Annotated in this window: 14 protein-coding genes; 3 read left to right on the top strand and 11 right to left on the bottom strand. The window is 71.0% G+C overall.

Annotation, left to right across the window (positions count from 1 at the left end):
* Together QM582_RS15800 and QM582_RS15795 are read right to left on the bottom strand one after the other, a co-directional pair.
* Window positions 1-261: cytidylyltransferase domain-containing protein (locus QM582_RS15800; RefSeq protein WP_415085974.1), on the bottom strand; the 261-nt coding region annotated here is incomplete at its 3' end.
* Window positions 262-263: 2 nt separating this feature from the next.
* On the bottom strand, window positions 264-1,571 hold the full coding sequence (locus QM582_RS15795; protein WP_415085972.1) for a DUF6716 putative glycosyltransferase: 1,308 nt from the start codon (window positions 1,569-1,571) through the stop codon (window positions 264-266).
* A 232-nt stretch (window positions 1,572-1,803) separates the two neighbouring features.
* Here QM582_RS15795 and QM582_RS15790 point away from each other — a divergent pair, with 232 nt between their 5' ends.
* Window positions 1,804-2,778, top strand: a complete 975-nt coding sequence (locus tag QM582_RS15790) for a glycosyltransferase family 2 protein (protein WP_415085971.1) — start codon at window positions 1,804-1,806, stop codon at window positions 2,776-2,778.
* 3 nt (window positions 2,779-2,781) lie between these two features.
* Here the strand turns inward: QM582_RS15790 and QM582_RS15785 are convergent, their stop codons facing one another.
* Genes QM582_RS15785 through QM582_RS15775 form a run of 3 tightly spaced genes read right to left on the bottom strand, consistent with a single transcriptional unit; the run spans window position 2,782 to window position 5,725 of the window.
* A complete protein-coding gene (locus tag QM582_RS15785) occupies window positions 2,782-3,444 on the bottom strand; it encodes a LutC/YkgG family protein (protein WP_415085970.1) in 663 nt (220 codons plus the stop codon).
* Window positions 3,441-4,934 (bottom strand): LutB/LldF family L-lactate oxidation iron-sulfur protein, encoded by a 1,494-nt coding sequence (locus QM582_RS15780; protein ID WP_415085968.1) that lies wholly within the window; start codon window positions 4,932-4,934, stop codon window positions 3,441-3,443. Before QM582_RS15780 ends, QM582_RS15785 begins: the two co-directional genes overlap by 4 nt.
* Window positions 4,931-5,725: a (Fe-S)-binding protein gene (locus QM582_RS15775; RefSeq protein ID WP_415085966.1), complete on the bottom strand. Its 795-nt coding sequence runs from the start codon at window positions 5,723-5,725 to the stop codon at window positions 4,931-4,933. Before QM582_RS15775 ends, QM582_RS15780 begins: the two co-directional genes overlap by 4 nt.
* Before the next feature lie 189 nt (window positions 5,726-5,914).
* On the opposite strand from QM582_RS15775, the gene QM582_RS15770 reads away from it, so the two are divergent.
* The gene (locus QM582_RS15770; RefSeq protein ID WP_415085965.1) at window positions 5,915-8,161 is read left to right on the top strand and encodes a glycoside hydrolase family 3 N-terminal domain-containing protein; all 2,247 of its coding nucleotides are present in this window, start codon (window positions 5,915-5,917) and stop codon (window positions 8,159-8,161) included.
* Window positions 8,162-8,398: 237 nt separating this feature from the next.
* On the top strand, window positions 8,399-8,776 hold the full coding sequence (locus QM582_RS15765) for a hypothetical protein (protein WP_415085963.1): 378 nt from the start codon (window positions 8,399-8,401) through the stop codon (window positions 8,774-8,776).
* Between the two features lie 72 nt (window positions 8,777-8,848).
* Here the strand turns inward: QM582_RS15765 and ileS are convergent, their stop codons facing one another.
* The 6 genes from ileS to QM582_RS15735 form a co-directional block, all read right to left on the bottom strand.
* Window positions 8,849-11,998: an isoleucine--tRNA ligase gene (gene ileS / locus QM582_RS15760; protein ID WP_415085962.1), complete on the bottom strand. Its 3,150-nt coding sequence runs from the start codon at window positions 11,996-11,998 to the stop codon at window positions 8,849-8,851.
* A gap of 255 nt (window positions 11,999-12,253) precedes the next feature.
* Window positions 12,254-13,087, bottom strand: a complete 834-nt coding sequence (locus tag QM582_RS15755) for a hypothetical protein (protein WP_415085960.1) — start codon at window positions 13,085-13,087, stop codon at window positions 12,254-12,256.
* A gap of 118 nt (window positions 13,088-13,205) precedes the next feature.
* Entirely contained in the window at window positions 13,206-13,634 is a 429-nt protein-coding gene (locus QM582_RS15750) for a hypothetical protein (protein WP_415085958.1), read from the bottom strand.
* 100 nt (window positions 13,635-13,734) lie between these two features.
* On the bottom strand, window positions 13,735-14,352 hold the full coding sequence (gene recR, locus QM582_RS15745; protein ID WP_415085956.1) for a recombination mediator RecR: 618 nt from the start codon (window positions 14,350-14,352) through the stop codon (window positions 13,735-13,737).
* Between the two features lie 15 nt (window positions 14,353-14,367).
* A complete protein-coding gene (locus QM582_RS15740; RefSeq protein WP_415085953.1) occupies window positions 14,368-14,700 on the bottom strand; it encodes a YbaB/EbfC family nucleoid-associated protein in 333 nt (110 codons plus the stop codon).
* 122 nt (window positions 14,701-14,822) lie between these two features.
* On the bottom strand, window positions 14,823-15,043 hold a 221-nt coding region (locus tag QM582_RS15735; protein WP_415085951.1), incomplete at its 5' end, for a hypothetical protein.

Raw genomic sequence — 15,043 nt, 5'->3', positions numbered from 1 at the left:
GTCGTCCAGGGCGTGCAGCAGCGCCGATTCGCTGGACGCCGCATCGCCGGCCAGTTCCGCCGGACGCCGGGTGACCCGGGCGGCCGCGGCCTCCGCGACGGCCGCGATCGCGTCGTCGTCGGTGGACACGGTGACCGCGTCCGCACCCGAGTCGAGCGCGGCACGGACCGCCCGCGCCACCAGCGGGACGCCGCCGACGGCGGCCAGATTCTTGCCCGGCACGCCCTTGGAGCCACCCCGGGCCGGGATCACCACCAGCACCGTCACAGCCGGGCCAATCGACGCAGTGCCGGCGCGACGGTGTCGACGCCCTGCCGGTAGGTGGTCCGGGCGGCGCGGGCGATCACCGAGCGGACCGCCAGCTGCAGGTCGCCGAGCCGGTCGTCGTCGGCGTCCAGGGCGTGCCCGTGACCGGTCAGGCCGTAGCGGCCGAGCAGGGTGGGCAGCATGCCGGAGGCGTTGCCCATCGTGTAGAAGGGCCGCAGCGGTTGCCGGACGTCGCGGCCCAGCAGCTCGCCGAGCCGCTCCCGGGCCTGCTCCACCACGTCACTGGCTCCGATGCCGTGCGAGCGGGCCCACTCGGCGTCCACCACCGGCAGCGCGCCGGCGTCCAGTTCGGCGAAGTCGGTCAGGCAGCCGGAGCCGATGAAGTAGTGGTTGCCGAGCCGTTCCTTGATGCCGAAGTCGGTCAGGATGGCGGTCGGGATGCCGCGGTGCATCGACTCGATGGCGGCCGTCGACGACACCGTGACCAGCAGGTCGGTGCGGTCCAGGACCTCGCCCATGTTGCCGTGCACCAGCTGCAGGTTGGACGGCTTGGGCACCCCGATCCGGGGCCCGATCAGCTGGTAGGGGTGGTCCTCGCGATGGGTGGTGTGCTCGCCGACCTGGCCGCGCACCTTGAGCAGCACGGTCCGCTCGGGATGCAGCGAGGCGTGCCGGATCAGCCGCCGCATCACCAGTTCGCGGTCGACCCGCGGCCCGGGCACCCCGGGCTGGGCGGCGAAGGTGACGGTGAACGGCTTGCCGCTGCTGCGGGCGGAATCCGGCTCGCCGAGGAACGGCAGCACGGTGGGCAGCACCTCGGATCCGGCGGCGCCCGAGCCGGACAGCATGGACCGGAACGACTCCGCGTCCGCGGTGCAGTTGGCCAGGATGACGTCGCTGCCGGCGCGCAGCAGCAGGCCCTCGGCGTGCTTCTCGTAGACCACGCCGACGTAGCCGCTGATCACCAGCGGACGGCGTCCGGGCTTGGGCCAGCGCCGGGCCAGCCCGTGCAGCACCGCCTGCACCGCGCCGCCGGGCAATGCCAGCACGACGGCGTCGGCGGCGTCCAGTTCGGGCAGCGTGACGAATTCCGGGACGGACGACACCGGGGTGGGCTCCAGCCCCACCCCGGTGTCGGCCAACTGGCGCTGGGACGGCTCGCGAGTGGAACTCAGCAGCATCCCCACCGGGGTGGACGCCGGGAACAGCTGCCGGGCGGTCAGCAAGCCCCACTTCCACCGGCTGTCGGTGTCGGCCAGCACCAGCACCCGCGGTGCGGGCAGGGTGTCTCCGGGAGTGGTCATGGCCGCGACGCTAGGCAGCCGAGTCGACGTCTTGGCCAACCCGGGGGATCAGGTTGGTGAACTCCACGTGCACGAGGCGGGGCCGGGCGGCCGGCGGCGGAGTTCACGGAGTCGTCACACGGCTGTGCTCTGTTCGTCACGGGTTGCGGCGAGCATCGGGGTGTCGGGCCCGCCGGGGGGCGGGGACGGCCAACGGGGGGACGGAGCAGTCCGCACGAGGAGTACCTGAATTGTGAAGTTGTCGGTGATCATCCCCTGCCACAACGTGACGGGCCAGTTGTCGCCTCTGGTCCGCAGCCTGCAGGGCAACCTGCGCGACGACTTCGAGTTCGTCTTCGTCGAGGACGGTTCCACCGACGACACGCTGCCCACCCTGAACCGGCTGGTGGCCGACGTCCCGGGTGCCCGGATCGTCCGGCACCCGGTCAACCGCGGGCTGAGCGCCGCCCGCAACACCGGGCTGCACAGCGCCCGCGGCGACTACCTCAGCTGGCTGGACGCCGACGACTGGATCGGCCCCGGCTACCTGGAGCAGCTGGTCCGGGCGATCGAGCGGCTGGGCTGCGACTTCGTCCGCACCGATCACGTCCGGGTGACCGGACGCCGCCGCACCGTCGTCCGCTCCCCCGAGACCCGGCGCAATCTGGTGCTGGCGCCGCGCACCGCGATCGGGCCCCCGTTCCGCTCCACCTCGGTCGACTACTCCGCCGCCTGGGCCGGCGTCTACCACCGCCGGCTGGCCGACCGGGGCCTGCTCGACTTCGCCGAGAACCTGCACAGCTGCGCCGACCGGCACTGGAACTGGCGGGTGCATCGCGGCGCCGAATCGTTCGCGACGGTGAGCCTGCTCGGTGTCTTCCACCGGCACGGGATCCCCGGCTCGCTCAGCGAACTGAACGACCCGCGGCATCTGCACTTCCTGGACGCGATGACCATGGTGCTCACCGAGACCGCCGCCGATCCGGACGCCCACCTGCTGCTGCCCAAGGCCGTCGACGCCACCTGTGCGCTGATCAACCACCACGTCAGCAAGCGGTCCCGGCTCACCCCCGACCTGCAGCGGATGCTGATCGAACGCAGCGTGGACGCGCTGGAGTCGATGCCGTCGGCGGTGCTCGATCAGGTGCTGGCGCAGGGTTCGCCGCGGCGTCGCACCCTGCTCACCCGGATGCTGCGCAACCCGCGGTCGCTGAGCGCGGTGGCCTGAGGCTCAGCCGGGGTTGACCAGCAGCACCCGCAGGGTGCGCGGGCCGTGCACCCCTTCGACCCGGTCGAGTTCGATGTCGCTGGTCGCCGACGGTCCGCTGATCCAGGTCAGCGGCTGCCGGGCGTCGATGGACGGCTGCAGCCGGGCCACCGCCTCCGGGATGTCGCTGACCACCTGGTCGGCGTGGATCACGCAGACGTGCAGGTCGGGCACCAGCGAGAGCGCCCGGCGGCCCTGGTCGGGGCCGTGGTCGAGGACGATGGTGCCGGTCTCGGCGATCCCGACCCGGGACGCGGTGACCACCGCGGCGGTGCCGTCCAGTTCGGCGTGGCTGAGCGGCGGATCGTCGTCGCGGATGGCGATTCCGGCGGCGGCGACCGCGGCGCGCCAGTCCTGCGGCACACCGGCCGGCAGCACCACCGATCCGACGCCGTGGTCACTCAGGGCGTCGGCGATCCGGGCCGGCAGTTCGGCCGGCGTCACCCAGCTGACCTCGGCCCGGTAGTCCTCCACCCGCTCCACGAACAGCCCCAGGGTGTCCTCGGACGCCCCGGGCGGCCGCTGCCCGTAACGCCAGTCGACCACCACGTCGTCGGCCGGGGCCACGTCCGGGACGTCGGCCAGTGCGGAACGGATCCGGCCCAGGACGGCCTCCCGGCTGCTCATCGCGGGTCCTCCTTCTCGCCCCGTCCCGGCTTGTCCCGGCCCTGTTTCACCCACCAGTCCCGGAAGGTCTCGGCGGGCGGGACGGGCAGGTCGCGAGCTCCCGTCCAGCCGGCCGCCGGCCCGGGCAGCGGGCCGATCACCTCGCCGGGCAGGACGCGTCCGGCCAGTTCGGAGCCCTTCTGCACCAGCGCGAGCCGGCGTCCGTCGCCCATCACCCAGCCGCCGGCCTTCATGATCGTCCCCTCCACGCTCGGGCCGTGCGACTCGACCACCTTGTTCCGCAGGTGCACCAGCACCTCGGGAATGTTGATCCGCACCGGGCAGACCTCGTAGCAGGCCCCGCACAGCGAGGACGCGAACGGCAGCGAGGCGTCCACCGGGGACGCGGTGCCGCGCAGCTGCGGGGTCAGGATGGCGCCGATCGGGCCCGGGTAGACCGAGCCGTAGGCGTGCCCGCCGACCCGCTCGTAGACCGGGCAGATGTTCAGGCAGGCCGAGCACCGGATGCAGCGCAGCGCCTGGCGTCCGACCTCGTCGGCGAGCACGTCGGTGCGGCCGTTGTCGACCAGCACCACGTGCACCTCCTGCGGGCCGTCGCCCTCCCGGACGCCGGACCACATCGAGGTGTACGGGTTCATCCGCTCCGCGGTGGACGACCGCGGCAGCAGCTGCAGGAACACCTCCAGGTCGGCGAAGGTGGGCACCGTCTTCTCGATGCCGACGATGGAGATCAGGGTCTCGGGCAGGGTCAGGCACATCCGTCCGTTGCCCTCGGACTCGACCACCACCAGGGTGCCGGAGTCGGCGACGGCGAAGTTCGCGCCGGAGACCGCGACCTTGGCGCGCAGGAATTTCTCCCGCAGGTGGACGCGGGCTGCGCCGGCCAGCATCGCCGGGTCGTCGGTCAGCCCGGGCGGCGGCGGGGTGCCGTAGCGGCCCATCTCCTCGGTGAAGATCTCCCGCACCTCGGAGCGGTTGCGGTGGATCGCCGGCACCAGGATGTGGCTGGGCCGGTCGTGCCCGAGCTGGACGATCAGCTCGGCCAGGTCGGTCTCCCAGGCGGCGATGCCGGCCTTCTCCAGCGCCTCGTTGAGGTCGATCTCCTGGGTGGCCATCGACTTGACCTTGACCACCTCGTCGACGCCCTTGGCCCGGGCCACGTCGATCACGATCTGGTTCGCCTCGGCGGCGTCGGCGGCCCAGTGCACGATGGCGCCGTTGCGGGTCAGCGACTCCTCGAGCTGCAGCAGATAGTCGTCCAGGTGGCGCAGGGTGCGGTTCTTGATCGCCTCGCCGGCCTGCCGCAGCTGCTCCCAGTGCGGCAGCTCGGCGACCACGTTGGCCCGCTTCTCGCGGATCGTGGTGGTGGCGTGCCGCAGGTTCTTCCGCAGCTGCGTGTTGCGCAGTTCCTTCTTGGCGTTCGTGGGGAACTTCGGCATGTCCCGCAGGTCGCCGGGCGGCGGCGCCGGGGTGCGGCGGACGGTGCTCATCGCGCACCTCCCTGCCCGGACGCGATCGCTCCGGCGGCCACCAGGTCGTCCTCGGTGCTGGCCAGGATCTCGGCCAGGTGGATCGGCTTCACCCCGGCCCGCATCCGGCTGAGCAGCCCGCCGATGTGCATCAGGCAGGAGTTGTCGCCGGTGACCACGTACTCGGCCTGGGTGTCCAGCACGGCTCGCACCTTGTCGGTGCCCATCGCCACCGACACGTCGGAGTTCTTCAGCGAGAAGGTGCCGCCGAAGCCGCAGCACTGCTGGGCGTTCGGCAACTCGACCAGAGTGAGCCCGCGGACGGCGGAGAGCAGCTGGTAGGGCCGGTCGCCGACTTTGGTGACCCGCAGCGAGTGGCAGGTCGGGTGGTAGGTGACCCGGTGCGGGAAGTAGGCGCCGACGTCGGTGACGCCGAGCACGTCCACGATGAACTCGGTCAGGTCGTAGGTCTTGGCCACGATCGCCTCGACCCGGCGTTGCAGGCCCGGGTCGCCGTGCCGTTCGGCGAGCATCGGGTGCTGGTCGCGCACCGATCCGACGCACGAACCGGACGGGCCGACCACGTAGTCGTAGCCCTCGAAGGTGTCGACGAAGTTCCGCACCGACGGCATCGCCTCGCGGAAGTAGCCGGTGTTGGTGAACATCTGCCCGCAACAACTCTGCCGGAGCGGGAATTCGACCCGGCAGCCGAGTCGCTCCAAGAGCCGGACCACCGCCTTGGGCGTCTGCGGGAACAGGGTGTCGTTGATGCAGGTGGCGAACAGGGCCACGGTGCGCGTCGGGAAGTTCATCGTCCTCCTCTGCCGGCGAGCGGCCCCGCGTCGCACGCGGCGGCGCAGGCTGTGTTGTCAGTCTTGCCCATTTCCGGATGGTTGGCATCGCGTACCACGAACCGGTGATCGTGGGCGTCCCGCTGGCGTGCCGAGAGGCACCCTGGCAGGCTGTCACCGGAAGTCATGCCACTGTTCGAAGGAGAACCGATGACCGACCTGCCGTTCCAGGACCCTCAGCTCAGCGTCGACGAACGGGTCGAGGACCTGCTCGGCAGGCTGAGTCTTGAGGAGAAGGCTGGGCAGGTCACCCAGTACTTCTACTTCGGCTCCTTCGCCCAGGAGAGCACCGCCGGCGAGGACGCCCACGACTTCCTGGAGGCGCCGCGCAGCGTCGAGGCGGCGCTGGCCGAAGGCGGTGCCGGTTCGCTGCTGTTCGTCCGCGACCCGGCCTCGGCGAACCGGCTGCAGCGGCTGGCCATCGAGGGCAGCCGGTTCGGCATCCCGCTGCTGTTCGGCTTCGACGTGATCCACGGCTTCCGGACCGTCTTCCCGGTGCCGATCGCGCAGGCCGCGTCGTGGGATCCGGACGTGATCGCCGCCGGCGAGACGGTGGCCGCCCGCGAGGCCCGGGCGGTCGGCATCCACTGGTCGTTCGCGCCGATGATCGACATCTCCCGCGATCCGCGCTGGGGCCGGATCATCGAGAGCGCCGGCGAGGACCCGGTGCTGGCCGGCGCGGTGGCGGCGGCCCACGTCCGCGGCTTCCAGGGCGACTTCGGCCCCGAGTCGATCCTGGCCGGGCCGAAGCACTTCGCCGGCTACGGCGCCGCCCGCGGCGGCCGCGACTACGAGGACTCGGAGATCTCCGATTCCGAGCTGTGGAACGTCTACCTGCCGCCGTTCCGCGCCGCGGTCAAGGCCGGCGCGGCGAACATCATGAGCGCCTACATGGACCTCAACGGCGTCCCGGCGTCCGGCAACCGCTGGCTGCTCACCGACGTGCTGCGCGGCGAGTTCGGCTTCGACGGCTTCGTGGTGTCGGACGCCAACGCCGTCCGTTCGATGGTCACCCAGCACTTCGCCCGCGACCTGGCCGACGCCGGCGCCCGGGCGATGAACGCCGGGCTCGACCTCGAGATGACCATGGAGGACCCGGCCTACGCCCACCTGACCCAGGCGGTCGCGGACGGGCTGGTCAGCGAGCAGACCATCGACGAGGCCGTCCGGCGCATCCTGCGGGCCAAATTCCGGCTCGGGCTGTTCGAGAACCCCTACGCCGACGAGGCCACCACCGCGACCGTGCTGGGCACCCCGGAGCATCGCGACACGGCGCGGACGGCGGCCGAGCGGACCATGGTGCTGCTGAAGAACACCGGCGTGCTGCCGCTGGCCGCCGACGCCGCGTCCATCGCCGTGATCGGCCAGCTGGCCGACTCGCAGCGCGACACGCTCGGCCCGTGGGTGTTCGACTACGACGCGTCCGAGACGGTCACCGTGCTGGACGGGATTCGGGCCCGGGCCACCGGCGAGGTCACCTTCGCCCCCGGCGCCGGCATTCCGGAGCGGCTCTTCCCGAGCATGTTCGACCGGATGGACTCGGTGGTGGAGCGGACCGCCCCCGACCACGACGACGACGCCGAGATCTCCCTGGCCGTCGAGTTGGCCTCGGCCAGCGAGGTGGCGGTCGTGGTGGTCGGCGAGCGGCAGAACCAGATCGGCGAGAAGGCGTCCAACGACACCCTGGAGCTGCCCGGCCGGCAGCTGGAGCAGTTGCAGCGGATCGTCGCCACCGGCACCCCGACCGTGGTCGTGGTGATGTCGGGACGTCCGCTCGACCTGCGCTGGGCCGAGGACAACGTGCCCGCGATCCTGCAGGTCTGGTACCCGGGCACCCGCGGCGGCGAAGCGGTGGCGGCGGCCCTGTTCGGCGACGCCTCCCCCGGCGGCAAGCTGCCGTTCAGCTGGCCACGGCACGTCGGCCAGATTCCGGTGATCTACTCGCACCTGCGCACCTTCCAGCCCGAGGAGGCCGACCGCCGGTACTGGAGCGAGCCGTCCACCCCGCTCTACCCGTTCGGCCACGGCCTGTCCTACGGGTCGTTCGCGTACGCGAACCTGCGGCTTTCGGCGGCCCAGGTGCCGGTCGGCGGCACCGTGCAGGTGTCGGTGGACGTCACCAACACCTCGACCGTGGACGCCGACGAGGTGGTGCAGCTGTACATCCACCAGCGCTACGGGACGTCCAGCCGTCCGGTCCGGGAACTGAAGGGCTTCCGCCGGACGCCGATCGCCGCCGGCGCCACCGAGACGGTGACCTTCGACCTTGGCCCCGACCAGCTGCGCTACTGGAGCGCCGCCACCCACGGCTGGGTGCAGGACGCCACCGAGATCGAGATCTACGCCGGCGGAGATTCCACGGCCGAGTTGAGCACCCTGCTCACGGTCACCGGCTGACGTCGCTCGTCAGATAGCGACCGATCCTGGGGTCGGCTGAGCGTTCCGAGCCGGGAGGACCCCCGAATCGGTCGCTGTCTGACGCCTAGAAGACCGTGCCCCAATGGCAATTGCGCAACAAGCTTGTCGCCCAGCATCGTCCAGCGCTGTGCAAGGCGTCCAAAGCCACCGCGAAGGTGACCAGCGGACGGCGACGAGCCGACGCTGCTCCGTCCCCCGCGCGCGTACGCTGGCACCGTGACCAGCAACCCGCCGACCGACGAACCGGAACAGCGCTGGCAGCAGCCGACGTTCGGTCCGGAGCCGACCTGGACCGGGCCGGCCAATCCTGCCGGTCCGACCGGCGTGCCTGCCCCGGCACCGCATCCGGTCTATCCGTCGGCCCGGCAGGTTCCGCCCCCGTCCACCGTCGAGACCGTCGTCGGTACGCTCGCCAAAGTGGTCTGGCCGGTCGCCATCGTGTTGTTCATCACCACCCACATGGGATTCGTCCCGCTGATGATCATCGCGATCGTGGCCAACATGATCCTCGGGGCGATCAAGAAGAACCTCCGGCAGCGGCGCTACGCGGCACTTCCCCCGTCCTATCCGCCTGCTCCGGACGATCTGCGCTGACTAGGCCCTCCCTAATCAGTTCGGCCCTCCCGTCGACGGGAGGGCAGAACTGATTAGGGAGGGCCTAGTGGGTCAGGCCTTGGCGATGGCGAAGGACAAGCCCAGGTCGGTGTCGGTGGTCCAGTCGTCGGACGCCTCGGCCTCGGTCACCTCGATGGCCAGCACCTCGGCGGCGATCGCGTCGGTGTGGGCGCGGATCGCGTCCGCCAACTCACCGTCGGCGGCCCAACGCAGGGTGATCCGGTCGGAGACCTCCAGCCCGGACGCCTTGCGCTTCTCCTGCACCAGCCGGACGACCTCGCGGGCCTGCCCGGCCCGGACCAGTTCCGGCGTCAGCTCCAGGTCGAGCGCCACCGTCTCGCCCTGCTCGTTGACCACCGACCAGCCCTCGCGGGGACGCTCGGAGACGATCACCTCCTCGGCGCTCACCTCCACCCCGTTCACGCTCGCCGTCCCGGACGCCGCCAGCGCGGCAGCCAGTTCGGTGGCGTCCGCGGCGGCGATGGCGGCGGCGATCTTCGGGGTGTCCTTGCCGAAACGCCTCCCCAGCGCGCGGAAGTTGCCCTTGGCCGAGTAGTCCACCAGGTCGCCGGCGGAGGCGAACGACTCCACCACGCCGACGTTCAGCTCGGCGGCGATCTCGGCGCGCAGTTCGGCGTCCAGCTTCGCGAACGAACCGGACGGCACCAGCAGCCGGGACAGCGGCTGCCGCGTCTTCACCCGGGCCTCGGCACGGGCCGACCGGCCCAGCTCGACCAGCCGGCGGGTCAACCGCATCGCGTCGTTCAGCTCGGCGTCGACCAGCGCCTCGTCCGCCACCGGCCAGGACGCCAGGTGCACCGAGGCCGGGGCCGCCGGATCGGTGGCGACCACCAGGTCCTGCCAGACCCGTTCGGTGATGAACGGGGCCAGCGGGGCCATCAGCCGGGTGACCACGTCGAGGGTGTCGTGCAGCGTCTGCAGCGCACCGGCGTCGCCCTCCCAGAACCGGCGGCGGGAGCGCCGCACGTACCAGTTGGACAGATCGTCGACGAAGTCGGCGATCAGCGACCCGTAGCGCTGGGTGTCGAAGTTCTCCAGCGCCGCGGTGGTCTCACGGACCAGCGCGGTGCGCACCGACACCAGCCAGCGGTCCAGCACGTGCGCGGGGCGCGTGCCGGCCGGTGACTCGGTCTCGACGAGCTCGACCGGCGAAGGCGTCCACCCGTTGGTGCGGGCGTACAACGCCTGGAAGGCGACCGAGTTCCAGTAGGTCAGCAGCACCTTCCGGACGGTCTCGGTGATGGTGGTGTGCCCCACCCGCCGGGACGCCCACGGCGAACCGCCGGCCGCCATGAACCAGCGCACCGCGTCCGCCCCGTGCTTGTCCATCAGCGGGATCGGTTCCAGGATGTTGCCCAGGTGCTTGCTCATCTTGCGGCCGTCCTCGGCCAGGATGTGGCCCAGGCAGAGCACGTTGCGGTACGAGGACGCGTCGAACACCAAGGTGCCCACGGCCATCAGCGAGTAGAACCAGCCGCGGGTCTGGTCGATCGCCTCACAGATGAAGTCCGCCGGATAGGCCTTGTCGAAGGCCTCTTTCGAGCCGGGCGCCCACGGGTAGCCCCACTGCGCGAACGGCATCGAACCGGAATCGAACCAGGCGTCGATCACCTCGGGCACCCGGCGCGCGGTGTCGTGGCAGTGCGGGCAGGCGAAGGTGATGTCGTCCACGAACGGACGGTGCGGGTCGAGCGCCGACTGGTCGCTGTGGCTCAGCTCGGAGAGCTCCGCGCGCGAGCCGACGCAGGTCAGGTGGCCGTTGCCGCAACGCCAGATCGGCAGCGGCGTGCCCCAGTACCGCGAGCGGGACAGCGCCCAGTCGATGTTGTTGTTCAGCCAGTCGCCGTAGCGGCCCCACTTGATGTGCTCGGGGTACCAGGTGGTGCCCTCATTCTCACGCAGCAGGGCGTCCTTGATCTGGGTGGTGCGGATGTACCAGGACGGCTGGGCGTAGTAGAGCAGCACGGTGTGGCAGCGCCAGCAGTGCGGGTAGCTGTGCTCGTAGTCCTGGACGCGGTACAGCAGCCCGCGCTCGGCCAGGTCGGCGACCAGGGTCTTGTCGGCGGTCTTGAAGAACACCCCGCCGACCAGCGGCAGGCCGGCCTCGAAGGTGCCGTCCGGACGCACCGGGTTCACCATCGGCAGCCCGTAGGCGCGGCAGACCGCCATGTCCTCCTCGCCGAAGGCGGGCGCCTGGTGCACCAGGCCGGTGCCGTCCTCGGTGGTGACGTAGTCGGCCAGCACCACGTAGTGGGTGCCGCCCACGGCGTCCGGGAAGTCGAGCAGGTCGAACGGACGCCGGTAGCGCCACAGCTCCAGCTCGCGTCCGGTGTAGCTGCCGTCGATCTGCCAGCCCTCGCCGAGCACCTTCTCGGCCAGCGGCTCGGCCACCACCAGGGTCTCCGGGTCGTCGCCCAGCTTGGTCGCCACCACGTAGGTGACCTCGGGATGCACCGCGACGGCGGTGTTGCTGACCAGCGTCCACGGCGTGGTGGTCCAGACCAGCAGCGACGCCTTGCCGGCCAGCGGGCCGGAGGTGAGCGGGAACCGGACGTACACGCTGGGATCGGTGACGTCCTCGTAGCCCTGCGCCAGTTCGTGGTCGGACAGCGTGGTGCCACAGCGCGGGCAGTACGGCGCGACCCGGTAGTCCTCGACCAGCAGGCCGGCGTCGAAGATCTGCTTCAGCGCCCACCAACAGGATTCGACGAAGGACGGATCCATCGTCCAGTAGGCCTCGTCCAGGTTCACCCAGTAGCCCATCCGCCGGGTGAGTTCGGTGAAGGCGTCGACGTGGCGTCCGACCGATTCGCGGCATTTGGCATTGAACGCCTCGACGCCGTACGCCTCGATGTCGGGCTTGCCGTTGAAGCCCAGCTCGGCCTCGACCGCCAGCTCGACCGGCAGGCCGTGGCAGTCCCAGCCGGCCTTGCGCTCGACGTGGTAGCCCTGCATGGTCTTGAACCGCGGGAAGACGTCCTTGAACACCCGGGCCTCGATGTGATGCGTGCCGGGGGTCCCGTTGGCGGTCGGCGGGCCCTCGTAGAAGGTCCAGGCCGGTCCGCCCTCGGTGGCCCACAGCGACTTCTCGAAGGTGCCCTGGGCGTCCCACAGGTCGAGGATCTCGTGCTCCATCACGGGCAGGTCAACCTGCGGCGGCACGGGACGGTACTCGTTCATCGATCTTCCTTCGTCGACTGCTGACGCCGGCTGACCGGCGCACGGGACGAAGGGACGAGGCGGACCCCGCGGTACCACCCTTCTTGGCCACCTCGAAAGGCGACCCGCTCAACTCGTTGCCGCGGCCGGTTCTAGTGGGCGCCACCCGAGCGGGTGACGCTGTTCTTCCGGCAGCTCCGGGGTGATGGCCCCATCGACGCCTTGCGGACGGTGCCCCATCGTAGTACCCGTCGCCGAAGCGACCGAATTCCTCGTTCAGCCGAGCCGGAGCCCGCCGCTGATCGCGAAATTGAACGCCACCAGGGCGGCGAAGCCGATCGCGCCGGCGACCGGGAACGGCGTCACCTCGAGGGGCTCCTCCAACTCGCGGACGCGGTGGCTGAACGGCAGCGACATCGGCGCGAACACGGTCTGCGCCATGCCGGCCAGGATGATCACGACCTGCTCTTGCGGCGACAGCGCCATGCCAGCGGTGGACAGGAAGGCGAGGCCGAGCGCCAGGTTGACCGGGATCGCGATCAGCCACGGATACCAGCTCAGGCTGCGCAGCCGGGACAGGTCGTGCCCGCACAGCCGCACCGAATGCACCGCCCACAAGTGGGCGACACCGACCATGCCGAGCACGCCGATCGCCGCCGCCACCCAGGACGCCCAGCCGGGCAACCCGAGTTCGCGGGCCGCGACGGCGGTGTCACCGGCGAAGGGGGTGATCACCAGGTAGGTGGTCGCCTCCATCAACGAGGTGCCGGCGATCCAGATCCAGAGCAGATGCACGAAGTCGCCGCGGAACCGGAACGGCTGCAGAATCTGCATCACCAGGCCGACCACCAGGCTGACGGCGGGGCCGGCCAGGGCCGCGACCGCGGCATCGCGTCCGGCCAGCGGCGGCACATGCTCGACGCCGAACGCGTACAGATAGGACGGTGAGCCGAGCAGCGCGCCGGCCACCCAGTGCGCCGCCTCGTGGATCAGCACGGTGACACCGGCACCGAGCAGCAGCGCGACCAGGCTGTTGATCAGGATCGCGCGGTTGTTCGGCCACGTGGATTCGGCCGGATCCGGCGACGCCTGCGGTGCGAGGTTCGCCATGGCCCGAAGGTAGCACGCGGCCGCGGGACGCCCGAGAGGCCGCCGCGGCCGGCGACAACGATCCGGATCGGGCCACAGTTGCCCGGCCCGATCCGGATCGTCATCTCTGAGCGGGCCGTCAGGCTCCCGGCGCCCCCGTCCCGTCGGGGCCGTCCGGCCCGCCCACCGGGTGATCGACGCGGGTCGGGGCGTCCGGTGCCGGCGGCGTCGGCGGCTGGTGGGTCGGCGGCTGGTGGAACGGCGGGTAGCTGGTGCCGTTCAGCGCGTCACGACGCGCCTGGTAGTCGGCGATCTCGATGTCCCCGCGGGCCAGCCGCTCATCGAGAATGCGGAGCGCCTCCCACGGCCCCGGCTGCGCGGGCGGAGCCCCCGGCTCGCGATGCGGGCCATGGCAGGGCCGGTGCCCCTTGCCCACCCAGCCCTTCTTCCGGGCGACCTGGAACGCCAGCGCCGCCAGCCCCAACAGAATCGCGAAGAACAACGCCAAACCGACCAGGCCGGCGATCATGTGCAGGAGGCCGAAGCCTCCGCCTCCTCGTGGACCCATCTACCTCTTCCTCTCGGCTCGATGGGTTCCATGGTGCGTCGGCATTCCGGGCAGGCAACTGTCAGGAGGCTGTGAGTTCGGCGGACGCCCGCCGCCCGGGTCAGCCGATCACGGCGGCGGACTCGCCGAGCCGGCGACGTCCGGCGAAGGCCCGGCCCAGGGTGACCTCGTCGGCGTACTCCAGGTCGCCGCCCACCGGCAGCCCGGAGGCCAGCCGAGAGACGACGACGCCCAACGGCACCAGCAGCCGGGACAGATAGGCGGCGGTGGCCTCGCCCTCCAGGTTCGGGTCGGTGGCCAGGATCACCTCGGTGACGGTTCCGTCGCCGAGCCGGATCACCAGTTCGCGAATGTGCAGATCGCCCGGACCGACGTTGTCGATCGGCGAGATGGCGCCGCCGAGCACGTGGTAGAGGCCGCGGAACTCGTTGGTGCGCTCGATCGCCATCACGTCCTTGGACTCCTCCACCACGCAGATGGTGGTCTGGTCCCGGCGTGGGTCACGGCAGATCCGGCACAGCTCTTCCTCGCTGATGTTGAAGCAGCGGTCGCAGAACCGGACCTTCTCGGCGACGTGCCGCAGGACGTCCGCGAGCCGTTCGACGTCGGCGGTTTCGGCGGTGAGGATGTGGAACGCGATCCGCTGCGCCCCCTTCGGCCCGATCCCGGGCAGCCGGGCGAGTTCGTCGATCAGGTCCTGGATGGGTCCTTCGAACACCGCGCTACCCCCGGCTCACTGGCCGGGGAGGCCACCGAGACCGCCGAGATCCGGCAGCTGGGGCATCGAGCTCTCGGCCAGGATGGCCACCTTCTTGTTGGCGTCGCGGACGGCGGCCACGATCAGGTCGCCCAGCGTGGACGGATCGTCGTCATCCCAGGCCTCGGGCTTGATGTCGACCGCCAGCAGTTCGCCGCTGCCGTTCACCGTCACCTGCACCAGGTCACCACCCGCGGAGCCGCGCACCTGCTTGGCGGCCAACTCGTCCTGGGCACGCTGGATCTGGGACTGCATCGCCTGGGCCTGCGCCAGCAGCGCGTTCATGTCGAATCCCTGCTCGCCGAACATCACGTCTCCAATCAGTGAGTCAGCCGACCATGTTACCCACGGCTGCCCAGATGACCGGGTTCGCGGCTCGGTGGGTCGCCGGCGCGGGCGTCCGGGCTCTCCGACAAGCTCGGCCGACGGAATCAGGGCGCCGACTCGTCCTCTTCGGCGATCAGTTCGGCACCGAGGTGCTTGGCCAGCAATTCGTCGTGGGCGATGCTCTCCTCTTCGACCGAGAGGTCGTCGCGGCTGGGCTCTTCCTCGACCGGCGGCGGTTCCACCGTGGTGCTGGTGGCGCGGATGTTCTGCCGCGCCTGCGCTGCCGCCGGGGACGGACGCGACACCGGCGGGGCCGCGGGCGCGG

This window comes from Micropruina sp. (genome assembly GCF_047607385.1).
GTDB lineage: Bacteria > Actinomycetota > Actinomycetes > Propionibacteriales > Propionibacteriaceae > Micropruina.
This window is presented reverse-complemented; position numbering and strand designations above follow the sequence as displayed.